Annotated in this window: 15 protein-coding genes; all 15 read right to left on the bottom strand. The window is 44.3% G+C overall.

All coding sequences use genetic code 11. From position 1 onward, the window contains the following. Positions 1 to 19 precede the first annotated feature (19 nt). The 15 genes from ACUVXA_RS05580 to ACUVXA_RS05510 are packed head-to-tail and all read right to left on the bottom strand — an operon-like array spanning position 20 to position 15,595. Positions 20 to 883 (bottom strand): CoB--CoM heterodisulfide reductase iron-sulfur subunit B family protein, encoded by an 864-nt coding sequence (locus ACUVXA_RS05580; protein WP_445870255.1) that lies wholly within the window; start codon positions 881 to 883, stop codon positions 20 to 22. Between the two features lie 5 nt (positions 884 to 888). Next, entirely contained in the window at positions 889 to 1,434 is a 546-nt protein-coding gene (locus tag ACUVXA_RS05575) for a 4Fe-4S dicluster domain-containing protein (protein ID WP_445870254.1), read from the bottom strand. Positions 1,435 to 1,470: 36 nt separating this feature from the next. Beyond that, positions 1,471 to 1,818 (bottom strand): hypothetical protein, encoded by a 348-nt coding sequence (locus ACUVXA_RS05570; protein ID WP_445870253.1) that lies wholly within the window; start codon positions 1,816 to 1,818, stop codon positions 1,471 to 1,473. A 1-nt stretch (position 1,819) separates the two neighbouring features. After that, the gene (locus ACUVXA_RS05565; RefSeq protein WP_445870256.1) at positions 1,820 to 2,686 is read right to left on the bottom strand and encodes a CoB--CoM heterodisulfide reductase iron-sulfur subunit B family protein; all 867 of its coding nucleotides are present in this window, start codon (positions 2,684 to 2,686) and stop codon (positions 1,820 to 1,822) included. 19 nt (positions 2,687 to 2,705) lie between these two features. Then, complete coding sequence (locus ACUVXA_RS05560) at positions 2,706 to 3,239, bottom strand: 4Fe-4S dicluster domain-containing protein (RefSeq protein WP_445870252.1); 534 nt, start codon at positions 3,237 to 3,239, stop codon at positions 2,706 to 2,708. Beyond that, a complete protein-coding gene (locus tag ACUVXA_RS05555) occupies positions 3,236 to 3,664 on the bottom strand; it encodes a hydrogenase iron-sulfur subunit (protein ID WP_445870251.1) in 429 nt (142 codons plus the stop codon). Before ACUVXA_RS05555 ends, ACUVXA_RS05560 begins: the two co-directional genes overlap by 4 nt. 1 nt (position 3,665) lies before the next feature. Further along, positions 3,666 to 6,671, bottom strand: coding sequence for an FAD-dependent oxidoreductase (locus tag ACUVXA_RS05550; RefSeq protein ID WP_445870250.1), 3,006 nt, complete (start codon positions 6,669 to 6,671; stop codon positions 3,666 to 3,668). A gap of 2 nt (positions 6,672 to 6,673) precedes the next feature. Next, positions 6,674 to 7,444 (bottom strand): hydrogenase iron-sulfur subunit, encoded by a 771-nt coding sequence (locus ACUVXA_RS05545; protein ID WP_445870249.1) that lies wholly within the window; start codon positions 7,442 to 7,444, stop codon positions 6,674 to 6,676. Then, a complete protein-coding gene (locus ACUVXA_RS05540) occupies positions 7,434 to 9,389 on the bottom strand; it encodes a 4Fe-4S binding protein (protein WP_445870248.1) in 1,956 nt (651 codons plus the stop codon). The genes ACUVXA_RS05545 and ACUVXA_RS05540 overlap by 11 nt, the downstream gene beginning before the upstream one ends. A gap of 1 nt (position 9,390) precedes the next feature. Next, on the bottom strand, positions 9,391 to 10,689 hold the full coding sequence (locus tag ACUVXA_RS05535) for an FAD-dependent oxidoreductase (protein ID WP_445870247.1): 1,299 nt from the start codon (positions 10,687 to 10,689) through the stop codon (positions 9,391 to 9,393). Further along, the gene (locus tag ACUVXA_RS05530; RefSeq protein WP_445870246.1) at positions 10,686 to 11,132 is read right to left on the bottom strand and encodes a hydrogenase iron-sulfur subunit; all 447 of its coding nucleotides are present in this window, start codon (positions 11,130 to 11,132) and stop codon (positions 10,686 to 10,688) included. Before ACUVXA_RS05530 ends, ACUVXA_RS05535 begins: the two co-directional genes overlap by 4 nt. Positions 11,133 to 11,150: 18 nt before the next feature. Next, positions 11,151 to 12,851: a CoB--CoM heterodisulfide reductase iron-sulfur subunit A family protein gene (locus ACUVXA_RS05525; protein ID WP_445870245.1), complete on the bottom strand. Its 1,701-nt coding sequence runs from the start codon at positions 12,849 to 12,851 to the stop codon at positions 11,151 to 11,153. Beyond that, the gene (locus ACUVXA_RS05520) at positions 12,848 to 14,194 is read right to left on the bottom strand and encodes an FAD-dependent oxidoreductase (protein ID WP_445870244.1); all 1,347 of its coding nucleotides are present in this window, start codon (positions 14,192 to 14,194) and stop codon (positions 12,848 to 12,850) included. The genes ACUVXA_RS05525 and ACUVXA_RS05520 overlap by 4 nt, the downstream gene beginning before the upstream one ends. 16 nt (positions 14,195 to 14,210) lie before the next feature. After that, positions 14,211 to 15,101, bottom strand: a complete 891-nt coding sequence (locus tag ACUVXA_RS05515; RefSeq protein ID WP_445870243.1) for a CoB--CoM heterodisulfide reductase iron-sulfur subunit B family protein — start codon at positions 15,099 to 15,101, stop codon at positions 14,211 to 14,213. Further along, positions 15,098 to 15,595 (bottom strand): 4Fe-4S dicluster domain-containing protein, encoded by a 498-nt coding sequence (locus tag ACUVXA_RS05510; RefSeq protein WP_445870242.1) that lies wholly within the window; start codon positions 15,593 to 15,595, stop codon positions 15,098 to 15,100. The genes ACUVXA_RS05515 and ACUVXA_RS05510 overlap by 4 nt, the downstream gene beginning before the upstream one ends. Positions 15,596 to 15,956: the final 361 nt, after the last annotated feature.

Below are 15,956 nucleotides of genomic sequence, written 5' to 3'. Positions count from 1 at the left end.
TTTTTTTGAAAAAGGTTGCCTATTTGGAATAGTTTTTGATCACCGAGGGGTCTACGCGGTTTTCATTGAGTGCTAAATCTTGGAAGTCAATCCCCATTGATAAACCCAAGAGCTGAGGATAATGCACTATAGGAATATCATAAGAATCGTTCGGGGGCAGTTGACTCTGCTCATACATCAAGTAGCAAAACGGGCAAACCGTAATCATTATATCGGCATACTTCTTAACTGCTGAAAGCTTTTCCCTAGCGATCTCTACAGCCAACTCGTTTCTACGTTTCATCGTCAGTAGTGGAGCGGTGCAACAGTCCAGCTTACCCGGGTAATCCACACTAACTGCCCCGGTAATGTTAACCATTTCATCCAGAGAAGTTGGATCCTCCGGGTCATCAAAATTCATTATCTTAAACGGCTTCAATAAGTGGCATCCATAGTGCACAGCCACCCTCAAACCTTCTAGGGGATTTGAAACACGGGCTTGAATTTTATCGATTCCCAAATCCTCCAAAAACGCACGAACAAAATGTTTCACTTCTACAGTTCCTCTAAACTGACGATCCACCTCTGAGAGAACATCGTTCACATCGTCTCTGAGTTCATCATCTTCTTTTAGAGTATTGTTGGCATCTGTGAGAACCTCTGTGCAACCGTTACATAACGTGACAATGTTCATTCCCATATCTTCCGCTATGGAAATGTTTCGGGCAGCGAGAGCGAGACCAGTTTTACGATCTATACACTTTAAATAAGTGGTTCCACAGCATCCTGATCCCTCCATATCTAAGAGTTCCATGCCCAAAGCTTCGGCTACTTTTCTTGTAGAAATCTCATAGCTAGAAAGCCTAGCCAACGTTGTACATCCCACAAAAAACGCATACCTCATAATAATTAATCCTCCCCCAGTTCCATTCCTACCAATTTGTCAAGACCGGTCCTTCTCATAATTTTTCTGACTTCTCCTATGTTTACTTTGGGTGTGGGGGGAAGTTCCTGCATCTCCCGTTCCTCCTCTATGAATTCCGTCATTTCGTAAATGTAACCGTAGTTAGATAGGGCTTCAATAACCTTTTTGAAGGCGGGATGCAAGTAGCCTTCTCTAACTGCGATGCCTCTTAGAGCGGAAATTATCTCTGCTAATTCCACGTCTTGGGGACATCTTTCAAGACAGGTGTAACACTGGGTGCATAGCCATATCAAATCTCCTTGGAAGAGTATATTCCTCATTCCCAGTTTGGTCATTATGGCTATCATTCGTGGCTTATACTCTGCTAGGTGTCTCCCAATAGGACAGTCAGCACTACAGGTTCCACACTGGAAGCAGAGCATCAGTTTATCGCATCCCGGAATCTTGCTTATCTCCTCCCTGAGACTGGTATCCAATTCTTGGAATTTAATAACAGTTTGCTTTTTATTCGAAGAATTTGTTTCGGTCATTTTTAATCATCCTCTTTCGATTTCAACTCCTTAACTTCATTTTACTAAATCATACAAATACCAATTCTCTTTCTCACCCGCAGAAGCGATTCGGCCATTTCGTCTCAAAGCCAGTATGTGTTCCACTATTGATTGTTCTGGTAGGCTGGTTGCCTCTACAAGATCTCTTACTGATAGGGGGCCTTGTTTCTCAATCTCCTTCATGATAAGCCATCTCTCCAACTCCTCTCTCATTACCTTCCTCATAAGTGACTCTAATTCCTCTTCGCTAAGGGTTCCCGCTTCCAGAAGGGCTTGACTTCGCCCGATTAACCATCTGACACGAATATCTCCCAGAAGTCCGGCAGCTGCTTCCAATCTTTTCCTTAAATTTTCAGACAACATTTTATCCTCCAGAACCAATTTTAAATGCTTTTGAAATCTTAACTCTATGATCATTAAATGCTAGCTCATTCGATTCGATGCCCAAAGCTAATGCTAAAAGCTCCGGATAGTGAAGCACCGGGAGCTCAAATTTCTCGTTAAAAAGTTTCTCTATTCTGGACTGATTAACGTCAAAAGCCAAGTAGCAGGAGGGACAAATAGTAACCAGAGCATCGGCACCAACCTCCCTCATATGTCTAAGCTTGTCCCTCGCTAGTTGAAAGGGAATCTTCTCATCTATCGCCATAATCGGATAACCGCAGCACTCACTTTTATTCACGTAATCCAAGCAGTTGGCTCCCGTAGGCTCAATTAAATACTTTAAAATGACAGGATTCTCAGAATTATCAAAACCCATATATTCCGTTGGTCGCAGAATGTGGCAACCATAATGCTCCACAACTTGGAGGCCGCTAAGGGGGTTTACAATTTTCTCCTTAATTTTTTCAGGACCCACATTATCCATGAGTACCTGAATCAGATGCTTAACCTCTCTATTTCCCCTAAACTCCATCCCATCCTCTTTTAGAAAGCTATTAACTTTTTCTCTAACCCGATCATTTTCTTTAAGAATACGGTTCACTTTATGAAGAGTACCATTACAGCCGGGACACAGAGTCACTATGTCAAGTTCTTCCTTCTCCGCCAGACAAAGGTTTCTCGCAGCCAAAATAAGCATCATCTCGTGGCTTATGGGGTCTACTGGAAGTCCACAGCAGTTAAACTCCGGCATCTCCACTAGATGGATATCCAATTTATCGAGAACCTTTCTTGCGGCAATCTCATAGCTAGGAACTCTATAGGGAATAAGGCAGCCTAAATAGAACAGATAGGTTGATTCTGAAATTCTATTTCCCTCCTTTCACTTTTTTAGTTTGCTTTAAGAATACTGCAATTTCTGCGAGTCGGGCAAGCTTTTTGGAATTAGCCCCTGGTAACGGGGGAAGCCCCGCGGCCTCCCTCTTTTTCATCCTGGACTCCGAAATTTCGTAAGCGTAACCAGTGTCAAGAATATTAAGAACTAATTCCTTAAAACCGTCTGGAATATATCCTTCTTCCACCGCTAGGTTTCTGAGGACTCTCAGTACGCTGGCAAACTCCACGCCTCTCGGACAGCGATCGGTGCAGGTATAGCAGGAGGCGCAGAGCCAGAGCTCGTCAGCCTTAAGAACATCCCATTTCAATCCAAGTAGAGCCATTCTCAGTATCTTTAGGGGTCTATATGTTCCGCTGAAGCGAGCCACAGGACAGTCCGCCGTACAGGTGCCGCACTGCATGCAAAGCATGAGATTCTCTATATCTGAGATCTTGCTGAGCTCATACTTGAATTGCTGATCGGTCTCCGATATTCTGATAACTTCATTCTCATTTTCTTCGGTCATACACTCTCACCTCCACCATTAAGGGGACTGGGACCCAACTCTCTTATCTTCTCGGTCATTTCCTTCACCACAGCCGCAAACTTGTCTCCCTCTGAAGCAGAAACCCACTCCAACCTTAACCGCTCCGGCTCAATTCCAAACTGTTTCAGCAGATTTTTGGTAAGAGCAATCCTACGCTGAGCTCTCAGATTACCAGACAGGTAATGGCAATCAGATGGTATATGGCAACCCGCAACAAGTACAGCGTCCGCACCATTGTTGAAAGCTTCAAGGACAAAGGTGGGATCTATCCTACCGCTGCACATAACCCTAATTATCTTAAGATTTGTAGGATACTGAAGCCTACTTACTCCCGCTAAATCCGCTCCAGCGTAACTACACCAGCTACAGCAAAACGCCACTATCTTGGGTTCAAATTCTGCCATATCACCTACCTCCTAGTATGGCTCTAACCTGAGCCAGAATCTGTTTATCAGTAAAATGTTCTATGGTTATTGCTCCCGAAGGACAGGCAGCACCACACAGCCCACACCCCTTACAGAGGGCCTCAATCACATTCGAAACCTGTCTTCCATTCTTTTCCACGATTTGTGCAGCCCCACTCTCACAAATGGATACGCAGACTTTGCACGCAGCGCAAAGATCCTCGTCAACCCTGGCTATTGCCCCCTCTATTTCTAACGCTTCTTTAGACAGAATGGTTATTGCTCGTGCAGCTGCGCCACAGGCTTGTGAGATGCTCTCGTCTATGAATTTTGGCGACTGTGCCAGTCCGCAGAGAAAAATACCGTCGGTAGCGAAATCAACTGGGCGAAGCTTCATATGTGCTTCCAGGAAAAATTCCTCCTTACCCAAGGGTACCTTCAGTATCTGCCCCAAATTTTTGTTATCCGGGTTCGGGGATATACCTGCGCTCAAAACAAGAAGATCAGGCTCGATTAGAATTTTCTTCTTAATAATAGGATCTCTAACCAGTACCTTGAGGCTTCCCTCATTTGTAACCTCAGGTTTATGCTCATCATCGTAGCGAATGAATATAACCCCCATTCTCATAGCTTTTTGATAGTATTCCTCCCGGAAACCATAAGTTCTCATATCCTTGTAAAGCACGTAAACTTCTGACTTCGGATTTAATTCTTTGATTTTCAAGGCGTTCTTAACTGCATTTGCACAACAGACTCTGGAGCAACTCGGATGTTCATGGTTTCTGGAACCAACACACTGTACCATAACAATGGTGTCAGCACCAAGTTTTCCATTCGCTAATCTTTCCTCCAGTTCCAACTGGGTTACTACTCTGTCATCTTTTCCATACAGGTACTCGGTCGGTTTATACTCGGTTCCTCCTGTGGCTACAATTATTGCACCGTGTTGAATTTCCTTTTTCTGTCCGTTAGACAGTATTGTTGTTTTAAAGTTTCCAATATACCCCTCAACTCCTATTACTTCGGCATCCGTGTGAACATGTATTTTCTCGTTTTCCTCCACTCTTTTTATTAGAGATTCAAGTCTTTCACCGGGATTGTCGCCGTTAAGAAGGAATTTTATTCTGCGTAGATTTCCTCCAAGCTGTTTTTCTTTCTCTACCAGGTGCACCTCGCATCCCTGCTCCGCTAGTTCCAAAGCAGCGGTCATTCCGGATAATCCTCCCCCAATCACCAAACCAACTGGTGTAATCTTTATCATCGGTTTTTGAAGAGGTCTCAGAAACCTGGCTTTGGCCACGGCACCCCTCACCAAGTCCATGGCCTTTTCTGTCGCTTTTTCAGGCTCGTGCATATGAACCCAGGAGCACTGATCCCTTATGTTTGCCATTTCGAAGAGATAGGGATTTAGGCCTCCTTCTCGAATTGTGTCCCGGAAGAGGGGTTCATGTGTTCTTGGAGTACAGGAGGCAACCACTACGCGGTTGAGGTCATGTTCTTTGATGTTTTCCACTATGCGCGCACCTGTATCCTGGGAGCAGGTGTAAAGGTTATGTTCCGCGTAGACAACATTTGGAAGCGTCTTAACATACTCCACCACTCTGGGCACATCAACTACTCCGCCGATGTTTATTCCACAGTGACAGATAAACACTCCAATTCTAGGCTCCTTTTCTTCCACATCTTTCTCCGGCGGATACTTCTTTGATACAATGAGCTTTCCTCTCTCAGAGGATATGATGCCTCCCGCCTTAGCGGCGGCTCCACTTGCCTGCGCCACACTGTCCGGAATATCCTTAGGTGAAGAAAAAGCCCCACAAACATAGATTCCTGGCACCGAGCTTTCAAGTGGAGCAAACTCATCCGTTTTACAAAAACCATACTGGTTAAGCTCTATGCCCAGCTTTTCAGCTATCTCTATAGCATTCTTAGGCGGCTTCATTCCCACTGAGAGCACTACAAGGTCGAACTCTTCCTCTTTTGGATCTCCGTCTTCAATATACTTCACAAGAAGATTTCGTGACCTCGGTACCTCCACAACGCTTGCAATCCTGGACCTGATGAATCTCACTCCGTATTCCTCTTCAGCCCTCTTATAGTATTCATCGAACTCTTTTCCGTAGGAACGCATATCTATGAAAAATATAGTACAATCAAGGTGGTCCTGAGTGTGCTCCTTAGCGATAACCGCCTCCTTAATGGAAAACATGCAACACGCAGCAGAACAATAATTGTTTCCCAACCGGGTGTCACGGGAACCCACACACTGTATAAACGCGACATTTTTGGGAATCTCACCGTCATAAGGGCGAATAACCAAGCCACCATAGGGTCCGGAAGCACTCAGGATGCGTTCAAACTCGATACTCGATACTACATTAGGAAAACGTCCGTAACCATATTCTTGGAGGGCTTCCGGTTCAAATTCGTCAAATCCCGGCGACAGTATTATGGAACCCACATCCAAAACTAACTCCTGTTCCTCCTGCTCGTATTCAATGGCTTTCGCCCTGCACACCTCGCCACATATTCCGCACCCTATACACTTCTCCTTATCAATTAAGTAAACTAGGGGGACCGCCTGCGGATACTTAACGAATATTCCTCCCCGGTCACCTAGTCCTTCATTGAACTCGTCAATGGCCTCAACAGGACACCATTGTGCACAGACCCCACACCCGGTACACTTCTCCTCGTTAACCCGTCTAGGCCTCTTGGCGATGGTTACCTTAAAATGTCCCGCATTACCTTCAACTCTCTTTATGGATGCGTTGGTTAAAAGTTGAATATTAGGATGCCTCCCGGAACCAACCAGCTTTGGTGCAAGAATACACATAGCACAATCGTTTGTGGGGAAGGTCTTATCCAGCTGAGCCATCACCCCTCCTATGGAGGGCGACTCTTCCATCAAATAGACTTTAAAACCGGAGTCCCCCAAATCGAGAGAAGCCTGGATTCCTGCGATTCCGCCACCTACAACGAGCACCGCTCCAACCTTATCCTCCATAATCACACCTCCAACGCCGTGTACAGAGGAGACCTCCCCTCGATTCTGTCAACTGCCAATAGGTTTTTCCGTCTCATAATTGTGATGTGGCGAAGTACCTTCTCTGGACTCAAATCTAGCCTCTCAGACAGTTCTCTGACCGAAAAGGGCTGATCTTTTACCATACGTAGTATTCTGTGGCGGTCAAACTCGTCATCAATGTAATCAGTCAATTTCTCTTCAAACTCTTCTTTGGGTAACACTTCTCCGTACACGTTTCCCTTCTCAGTAACCAGTCTTTCCTTACCTGCCAATTCTCGTAAACGCACATCAGCAAAAGTATCCCTAACCGCCATCAACTTTTCCAAAATGCTTTGGTCTGGATTCTCTCCAGCCAATGGCGATGGACCCAAAGAACTCAGATGATTTGTAAAGTCTGTGATAACTTCCGCAAAAAGAACTCCACCTGAAGCGGGGATCCATTCTAGACGTAATCTTTCCGGTTCTAAGCCGGTTTTGGCTATTAGCTTTTTTAACATTTTTATCTTAACTTCGGCATTGAGATTACCCTCCAAATAGTGACAATCACCTGGAAGACATCCTGCGATTAGCACCCCGTCGACACCATTCGCAAGGGTGTCCACCACGATGACCGGGTCAACCCTCCCACTACACATCAATCTCACAATGCGTATGGTTGGAGGGTAACTAATTCTGCTCATACCGGCCAGATCAGCGGCAGAGTAGGCGCACCAATTACACAGAAAGCCTATAATTTTCGGTTCATAACTCACGGTTTTCCCTCCCTATTACTGCCAGTGATTGGGCGAGGATTTGTTCATCCGTAAAGTGAAATATTGTAATGGCTCTCGCCGGGCAGCTTGCCGCGCAGGAACCACACCCCTTGCAGAGAATCTCTGTAACCTCAGCTTTTCCTTTCTCACCCTTCTTTATTGCCCCATACGGACATATGCTTTCACAGGTTCCGCACTCAATACAAAGGTCTTCATTAACCGAGGCTACTATAGGCTCCACATCCACCCTACCCTTAGACATCGGAATAGCAACCCTCGCCGCTGCTCCCCAGGCCTGAACTATACATTCAGTAATATCTTTGGGAAACTGGGCGACACCAGCGAGGTAGATTCCATCAGAGTTTGTGTCAAGGGGCTTAAGCTTAGGATGCGCCTCTCGGAAAAACCCGTCCGGTGTACGAGTGACTCCTATTTTAGAACCTAATTCGGTGGCATCCTTTCTGGGAGTTATAGCCTCAACCAGAACTAGGAGATCGGTGGGAATCTCAACAGTCATTCCTAGTGTGGGATCGAAGACCTGCACCTGAATCTGTGAGTTATCTGGTTTGGAAATCTTTGGAGGTTTGTCTGCCAGATACTTGAAAAAATTTATACCCTTCATTCGGGCGTCACCGTAGAGTTCCTCCTGGCCCTTACTGAAGGATCTAATGTCTCGGTATAGAATGAAGACCTGCGTATCTGGATACTCTTCTTTGATGAGCATAGCGTTTTTCAGGGCAACCGAACAGCAAACCCTAGAACAATACGGCCTATCAGGGGCTCGAGAACCCACACACAGAACGAAAACCACGTTATTAGGCACTTTTCCGTTAGATGGTTGTATTAATCTCCCGTTGGTGGGACCATTACTGCTGAGTATTCTCTCTAATTGGAACTGGGTTATTACGTCTTCATATTCTCTAAAGCCGTATTCTTCAACGGGCAAATAGGGATCATAACCGGTGGCAACAATTATTGTTCCCACGGAAATCTCTTCGTTTTCGGGTTTGCTATCCAGTAGAATCGCGTTTTGCTTGCAGACTTTGACACATTCCCCGCAGCGTGTACAGTTTGCTTCGTCAATAATAGGGATGTTGGGTGTTGCGTTCTTGTGAGGGATGTAGATAGCTTTTCTGTTATTTAATCCGAAATTAAATTCGTCTGGTACCTCAACGGGGCACACTTCTATACATTTTCCGCACAGGTTACATTTCTTGTTAACGAATCTGGGTTTTCTCTTTAGTTTTGCTTCGAAGTTGCCGATGTAGCCGGTGATTTCCTCGATTTCGGTGTTGGTAAACACCTCGATGTTCGGATTGCTAGTTAACGCGTTTATCATTGGGTTTAAAATGTCTGAGGCCTTTTCATTGGTTAGAAATACCCTGTTTAACTGAATCACTCTTCCTCCAAGATAGGGCGCCTTCTCAACAAGGTAAGTGGAGAACCCTCTATTGGCTAGTTCTAGAGCTGCTTGAATTCCGGTTATTCCTCCCCCCACCACAAGGGTTGTGGGTTTTACCTGAACCTCCCTTTTCTCCAGGGGTTGAAGCAAGCGGGCCTTAGCAACAGCCATCCTTAATATGTCCTTCGCCTTTTCTGTGGCCTTTACTGGATTATTTGAGTGGGCCCATGAACATTGTTCTCGGAGATTAGCCATTTCGAAAAGATACCGGTTTACTCCTGCTTCCTCTACAACTGAGCGGAAAGTGGGCTCGTGCATTTGGGGAGAGCAGGAAGCTACCACAACTCGGTTCAAATTGTGGTCTTTGATGTCCTTTTTTATCATTTCTTGACCGGGTTCTGAACACATGTAAACGTAATGTTTCGAGATCACCACTCCAGGGAGTTTTCCAGTGGCTTCGGCCACCTTTTCAACATTGATCACTCCTGCGATGTTTAGTCCGCAGTGGCAGATGTAACATCCAATACGTAATTCTTCTCCCATGTCACTTCCTCCTTCTCAAAAAGGTGACAGCCTTCATAGCCGCCGCACTAGCTTCGGATACGCTGTCTGGCACGTCCTTGGGGCTTAATGCTGTTCCCGCCACAAAAATTCCTTGCACCTTGGTTGAAATAATATCGGTCTTGATGTCTGCTTCTTTTATGTAACCGTATTCGTCTAACGGTACATCTAGAATTTTGCTCAGTTCTGTTATTTCGTCTGGTGGTGCTAAACCAACGGACAGGACCACCATGTCGAATTCTTCCTCCAAAATTTCCCCGGTTTCGGTGTCTTCGGCTCGAACTATCAGATTATGGTTTTCCGGTGTTTCGTAGATTCTCGCTACTCTTCCCCGTTTGAAGTGGACTCCGAATTCTTTTTCTGCCCTTTGGTATAGTTCTTCAAAGCCTTTTCCATAAGTTCTAACATCCATGTAAAAAATGGTGACATCAACACCCTGAACGTGCTCTTTCAACAGTATGCTGTCCTTTATAGCATACATGCAACAAACCCTAGAGCAGTATGGATAACCGTGATGTAAATCTCTAGAGCCCACACACTGAACAAAAGCAATTCGTTTAGGTATGGAACCATCTGAGCGCCTCAAAATATGTCCCGCAGTTGGGCCGGCGGCTGAGAGTAGTCTCTCCAGCTCCAATGCTGTTAAAACATTGGGGTATTTACCATAGCCATAAGCCTTCTTTCGTTGTGCGTCAAATGGTTTGTAGCCAGTCGCAACAATAATCGCCCCCACGTTAAGACTGACTTCCTCAGGTTCTTGATCCAAATTAACTGCTTCAGCCCCTATGGATTCACACACCCTTTTGCAGAGCTCGCATTTAATACAGTGATTTTCATCAATTGTGTATTTTAGTGGAACGGCCTGAGGAAAAGGAACATAAATCGCTTTCCGAAAACCAATCCCGGCATTAAAATCGTCAACAACTTCTATTGGACAATATCTGGCACAGACACCGCAGCCCGTACAGCGGGATACGTCAATGTATCTCGGCTTCTTCAGAATCTTAACCTCAAATCCGCTCTCATTACTTTTAGCCTCTCTCACCTCGGAATAGGTTAGAAGCTCAACTTTTGGATGTCGACCTACATCCACCATTTTGGGAGTAAGGATACAAGCTGAACAGTCGAGTGTGGGAAATGTTTTATCCAACATAGCCATGTGTCCGCCCACACTTGGAGTCCTCTCAACCAAATAAGCTTTTACTCCTTGGTCAGCCACATCAAGTGCGGCCTGAATACCGGCTATTCCTCCTCCAATTATGAGAACACCAGTTTTACTCAAACAGACTCCCTCCAATCATTCTTCTCCAATAGTGCCCCCAACTTCCTAAGTTCATCAACCATCTCCTGAACCACTTCTACGAATCTCCTACCTTCCAGGGCAGAGATCCATTCTATTCGCAGACGTGTCGGTTCCACACCAATCTCCTCCATAAGCATTTTTAGAAACTTAACCCTAGATTCAGCATACCTGTTTCCCCCATTATATCTACAGTAGTTGGGGTGACACGCTGCAATGAGCACCCCATCAGCCCCATTAAGGAAGGCGTCCACAACATAGAGTGGATCCACTCTTCCGCTACACATAACCCTGATTATTTGAACATTAGGTGGATAACTTGTCCTGCTTATTCCTGCTTGATCAGCGCTGGAATAACTGCTCCAATTACAGGTAAAAGCCAGTATCTTAGGCTCAAACTCTTTTACTTCCTCTTTCTTATTCATATTTTACCACCCTCTCTTTCACCCTCCTCTAAGGGCTGCCTCCACCTCTGCGAGTATTTGTTCGTCTTTGAAGCCTTTCATGGCTATTGCTTTGGAAGGGCAAGCTGCGGCGCATGTTCCGCAACCCCGGCATACGGCTTCCATTACTATGGATTTTCCCTCCTCAAAAATAATGGCGTGGACTGGGCAGATGTCCAAGCAGAGTTGGCATCCAATACACAGCTCTTCGTCCACTTCAGCGGTTATAGCTGGTATTTTTACTCTCTTAAGTAACATGGGAGCTGCGGATAGCGCTGCTGCGGCATAGGCTTGGGTTATACTCTCATCAATACTCTTAGGCCCTTGAGCAGCTCCACAAACATAGATGCCATTAACTCCCAAGGCCACTGACCGCATTTCCATGTAGGCTTCTCTGAAGAAACCATCGGAGCCTAGTGGAACTTTGAGAATTTTTGCAATCTCTTTCCCGCCCTTATGTGGAACCATAGGTGTGGAAAGAACAACCAAATCACCATCAATGTTCAAGGTTTCCCCCAACAAAGCATGATAAACCCTTACCGTTAACTTGCCGTTTCCGTTAGGAATTACTTCTGGGCGACTTTCCGGGGTGTACTCTATAAATCGTATTCCTAGCTCTCTTGCCTTTGATTGATACTCCTCATTCTCTTTACCATAGGTTTGTAGGTCACGGTAAATAATGAAGACCTCACAGTCGGGATACAGTTGCTTTATCAGGGTAGCGTTTTTAACGGCAACCATACAACATATCCTAGAACAGTATATTACTCCTTCTTCTCCTCGGGATCCGACACACTGAATCATAACCACTTTTTCAGGCTTCTTCAACTTTCCTTGTTTAAGAATCTGTTCCAACTCAAGCTGGGTAACAATCCCTTCATGTTTCCCATAGCTATACATTCCAAAGGGTTTAAACGAATCTGCTCCAGTAGCCAGAACTATGGTTCCCGTTCTAATTTTTTCGATTCCCCCATTAACAGAAACTGTAACTTCAAAGTCACCGAAGCATCCTTCGACCTCCTTCACAGATGAGGAGGTGAAGAGTTTAATGTTTTTATGGTTTCTCACCGACTGGGTAACTGGATTTAGAATTTCCGAAACATCTTGATTCGTAAGATATAGTTTATGGAGTTTGTTTAACATGCCCCCGATATCGGGCTCTTTCTCAACCATAAAAACTTGGAAACCCTGATTAGCTAGGCAGAGGGCAGCGGTCATCCCTGATATTCCACCACCAATAATTAGTGTGGAGGGAACCACCTCTATTTCCAGCTCTTCTAGGGGTTCTGATTTTTGAAGTCTTGCTACAGCCATTTGCACAGTGTTAATAGCCTTCTTGGTGGCTTCCTTAGGCCTATTATGATGTGCCCAAGCACATTGCTCCCTAATGTTTGCAAAGCCAACAAGGTACTTGTTAATTCCAGCCATCCCACAAACCGATTCGAAAAGTGAACCATAGTTTTTAGGAGAGCAAGCTGCAAAAACAACGCGGTCCACGCCATTTTTCATTATACTTTCCTTTGTGCGTTTTATTCCTGCCGAAGAACATAGGGAAACATCGCTCTCCACAAATGCAACCCCGGAGAGCTTTTTAGAAGCTTCAACAACTTTGGTAACATCAATTACGTTACTAATATTGCCTCCGCAATCACACACAAATACTCCTATTCTCGGATCTTGATTTGGGCTATCTTTCCTCATCTCTGATCCCTCCTAAGTTTTGCTAAAGCAATGGTTTCAGTAACTCTCCCCGCGGCGGCACTAGCTTGAGTGGCAGATTCGGATATCCCTCTTGGCCCTCTACAGTAACCACAGGTAAAAATACCTTTTAAGGTGGTATCACAAGGTGATGCTACTGGGTTTGGGCTTTTAAAGAAACCATCCGCATCCAATTCTATACCTAACATTTCAGCCAATTTTTGATTGTTTGGATGAGGTAGTAGAGCAGGGGATAGGACCACCATATCAACCCTTAGCTTCTCAGCTCTCTGGATAAGAGTGTTTTCGAAGCGAATAATGAGATCTCTTGTTTCCGGATCTTCCCATATTTCCCCCGGACGGCCCCTGATATAATTCACACCTAGATCATTTCTGACCTTGTTAAAAAGTTCCTGGTAGCCTTTCCCAAAGACTCGAAGATCAATGTAGAAAACATATACCTCTGTTTCTGGACTCAACATTTTTACTAGGGCAGCATCCTTCGCTGTGTACATGCAACACACACCGGAACAGAAATTGTTTTCCGTTCTTCTGCTTCTTGATCCCACACACTGAATAAAGGCCATACTTTTTGGTTCCTTTTGGTCTGATATCCTAACAATTTTACCTCCCGTGGGACCGTGGATGCTTGTCATTTGTTCGAGATCTAGGATAGTGATGACGTTCTTGTATCTCTTGTACCCGTATTCCTTTATTCTGCTTGGATCAAATAGAGACAGTCCAGTAGCTAGAATTATGGCTTCACTTTCAATCCCAATCTTCATATCCTCATCATTGAAATCTATCGCTGCAGTAGGACAGACCTCTAAACATTTTTCGCAATTTCCATTTCTAAAATGTAAGCAATTCTCTCTGTCAATCACTGGAACCTGAGGAAACGCCTGGGGAAGGGGAAAGTAGATGGCATTCTTTTTTCCCTGAACCATATTAAAAACATCAAACACTTCAACCGGGCACTTCTCGGTACAGGCACCACATCCCGTGCATTTATCTTCATTAACAAACCGAGGTTTTCTTAAAACACTTAACTCAAAGTTTCCAGTGGAACCAGAAATATCTATCACTTGAGTGTTTGTAAGAATCTTAATATTCGGATGATGATAGCACTCAACTAGTTTAGGTATAACCGGGCAGATGGAACAATCCATCGGTACTTCAAGGCGGCAAGAAGAGCAGTTTAACTCAATAATGCGCCCACCGATACTGGGTTTTTCCTCAACCAAATAAACTAGCATTCCCAAATTAGCCAGTTCCAGAGCTGCTTGGATTCCGGCTACTCCACCACCAATAATCGTAACAGAATCAGCTTTTTCCAACCGAATCATTCTCTCCTTTTCAAATTTATTTGATCCTCTCAAGAAGCGGGGTCGGATCTATCTTATGGAGATTCATACCTAGTTCCTTAGGTTCAATTCCTAGCGATAGACCCAACAAGTCTGTGTAATGGAGTATAGGCATATTGTATGACTCTCCGGTTCGTCTCTTGAAAAGAAGTTGTCCCATCTCAATTTGCAGAAAACAGTAGGGACAAGTTACAATCACACAATCAGCCTTAGCCTCCAGCGCACTATCCAGAATATCCACACTTAAATGTAAGGCGGCTTCCTCCGCCACCTCTCCGAAAAAGCTTCCGCAGCCTATGCAACATCCTGTCCTCTCTCGGTGCAGAGCGCTGGTAGCTCCCGTGACACTGATAAGCTCATCAAGCTTTTCAGGAAACTCCGGGTCATCGAAGAATAAGTATTCTTTGGGTCTAATGAGATGGCAACCATAAAAAGGAGCAGCCCTAATTCCCTTAAGTGGTTTAGACACCACGCTTTTTAGTTTTTCAAGACCGATATCTTCGTATAAAGCAGTGATCGAATGTTTAACGCTGGCTACGCCTTGATAAGATTTTCCCACAGTAGCTAAAAGTTCATCAACCTTACGCCTTAAATCTCCATTATCAGACATGAGCTTTTTTGCTCGCCAAAGATTACCATAACAGCTAACACAAAGAGTTAAAATATCTCTATCAAACTCATCAGCAACACAAAAATTTCTAGAAGTCAATGCAAGCCCGGTAACGTAATCAAAAGAGTGTACCAAACAGGCAGGCATACAACAAGAAAAATCCCTCACATCCCGAAGTTCCACATCCAAAGCCTCAAAAACCTTTCTAGCGGAAGTCTCACAGCTAAATTCTCTGGCAGAGGGCACACATCCTGGAAAAAGCGAATATTCCAAACTCACTCCCTAACCCTCCAACTCGAGCTTTTCTCAGTTATGGTTCTGATTTCTTCTAATGCCTCCTCAGAAACAGTTTCACCGATTTCCTTTAGTCCGAGGGCAGCTCGCTTTCGGTCACGTGCTGGTGTGACTTCAAGTGTACGACCCGACTTCAAAATCTGCTTTATTAAGGCTGTTGGCTGTCTGGGAAAATGGCCTCTCTCCACCGCAAGATTTCTGGTTAAGAGAAAAATCTCTGTGGTTTTTAGTTCCTGAGGACATCTTTCATAACAAGTGTAGCACCAGGCACACAGCCAGAGTTCATCCTCTGTCAAGGTTTTGCTCAAGTCAAAGAAAATTTTCTGTAATAAGCTTCTTGGATTAAAATGGTTGGGAATCACCTTTGCGACAGGGCAACTAGCGGTACAGGTGCCACACCCATAACAATAACGTAACTTTTCAGCATTTATCGATCGCTGCAAGAGTTCCTTCGAAATGTTTGTTGTTTCTGCTTCCAAATGTTCTTGCCTCCTAAAAATACGCCTTTTAAAAGGACGAAATATATAAACATTTTTTCTGTTATTCCCTATAATATACTCTATAGTACTGAAAACTGTATTTTGTAGTTAAAAAAATTCCATTTTTAGGAAAAAAATTCCATAAAATATTTGAAAAAGAAACCATATGTGACGCAAAAACCCGATTTTTTAAACCCTAAAAAGGGCTCTTAAAAATCTTTCGGTCTAAAACTTGGGCAATTTAGTAAATAAATCTGCTATTTTAAGTCAGATTTTTAGAAAAATTTTCTCTATTTTGGAATACAGTTACAAATTATTATATTATTAATTCTTACTTAATATTTACAAAATATTTTTATAC

Source organism: Candidatus Jordarchaeum sp. (assembly GCF_052745115.1).
This window is presented reverse-complemented; position numbering and strand designations above follow the sequence as displayed.

Excerpts from the sequence above, each read along its gene's own strand:
- ACUVXA_RS05580 (WP_445870255.1), bottom strand. The coding sequence starts at position 883 with ATGAGGTATGCGTTTTTTGTGGGATGTACAACGTTGGCTAGGCTTTCT.
- ACUVXA_RS05575 (WP_445870254.1), bottom strand. The coding sequence starts at position 1,434 with ATGACCGAAACAAATTCTTCGAATAAAAAGCAAACTGTTATTAAATTC.
- ACUVXA_RS05570 (WP_445870253.1), bottom strand. The coding sequence starts at position 1,818 with ATGTTGTCTGAAAATTTAAGGAAAAGATTGGAAGCAGCTGCCGGACTT.
- ACUVXA_RS05560 (WP_445870252.1), bottom strand. The coding sequence starts at position 3,239 with ATGACCGAAGAAAATGAGAATGAAGTTATCAGAATATCGGAGACCGAT.
- ACUVXA_RS05555 (WP_445870251.1), bottom strand. The coding sequence starts at position 3,664 with ATGGCAGAATTTGAACCCAAGATAGTGGCGTTTTGCTGTAGCTGGTGT.
- ACUVXA_RS05550 (WP_445870250.1), bottom strand. The coding sequence starts at position 6,671 with ATGGAGGATAAGGTTGGAGCGGTGCTCGTTGTAGGTGGCGGAATCGCA.
- ACUVXA_RS05540 (WP_445870248.1), bottom strand. The coding sequence starts at position 9,389 with ATGGGAGAAGAATTACGTATTGGATGTTACATCTGCCACTGCGGACTA.
- ACUVXA_RS05530 (WP_445870246.1), bottom strand. The coding sequence starts at position 11,132 with ATGAATAAGAAAGAGGAAGTAAAAGAGTTTGAGCCTAAGATACTGGCT.
- ACUVXA_RS05525 (WP_445870245.1), bottom strand. The coding sequence starts at position 12,851 with ATGAGGAAAGATAGCCCAAATCAAGATCCGAGAATAGGAGTATTTGTG.
- ACUVXA_RS05520 (WP_445870244.1), bottom strand. The coding sequence starts at position 14,194 with ATGATTCGGTTGGAAAAAGCTGATTCTGTTACGATTATTGGTGGTGGA.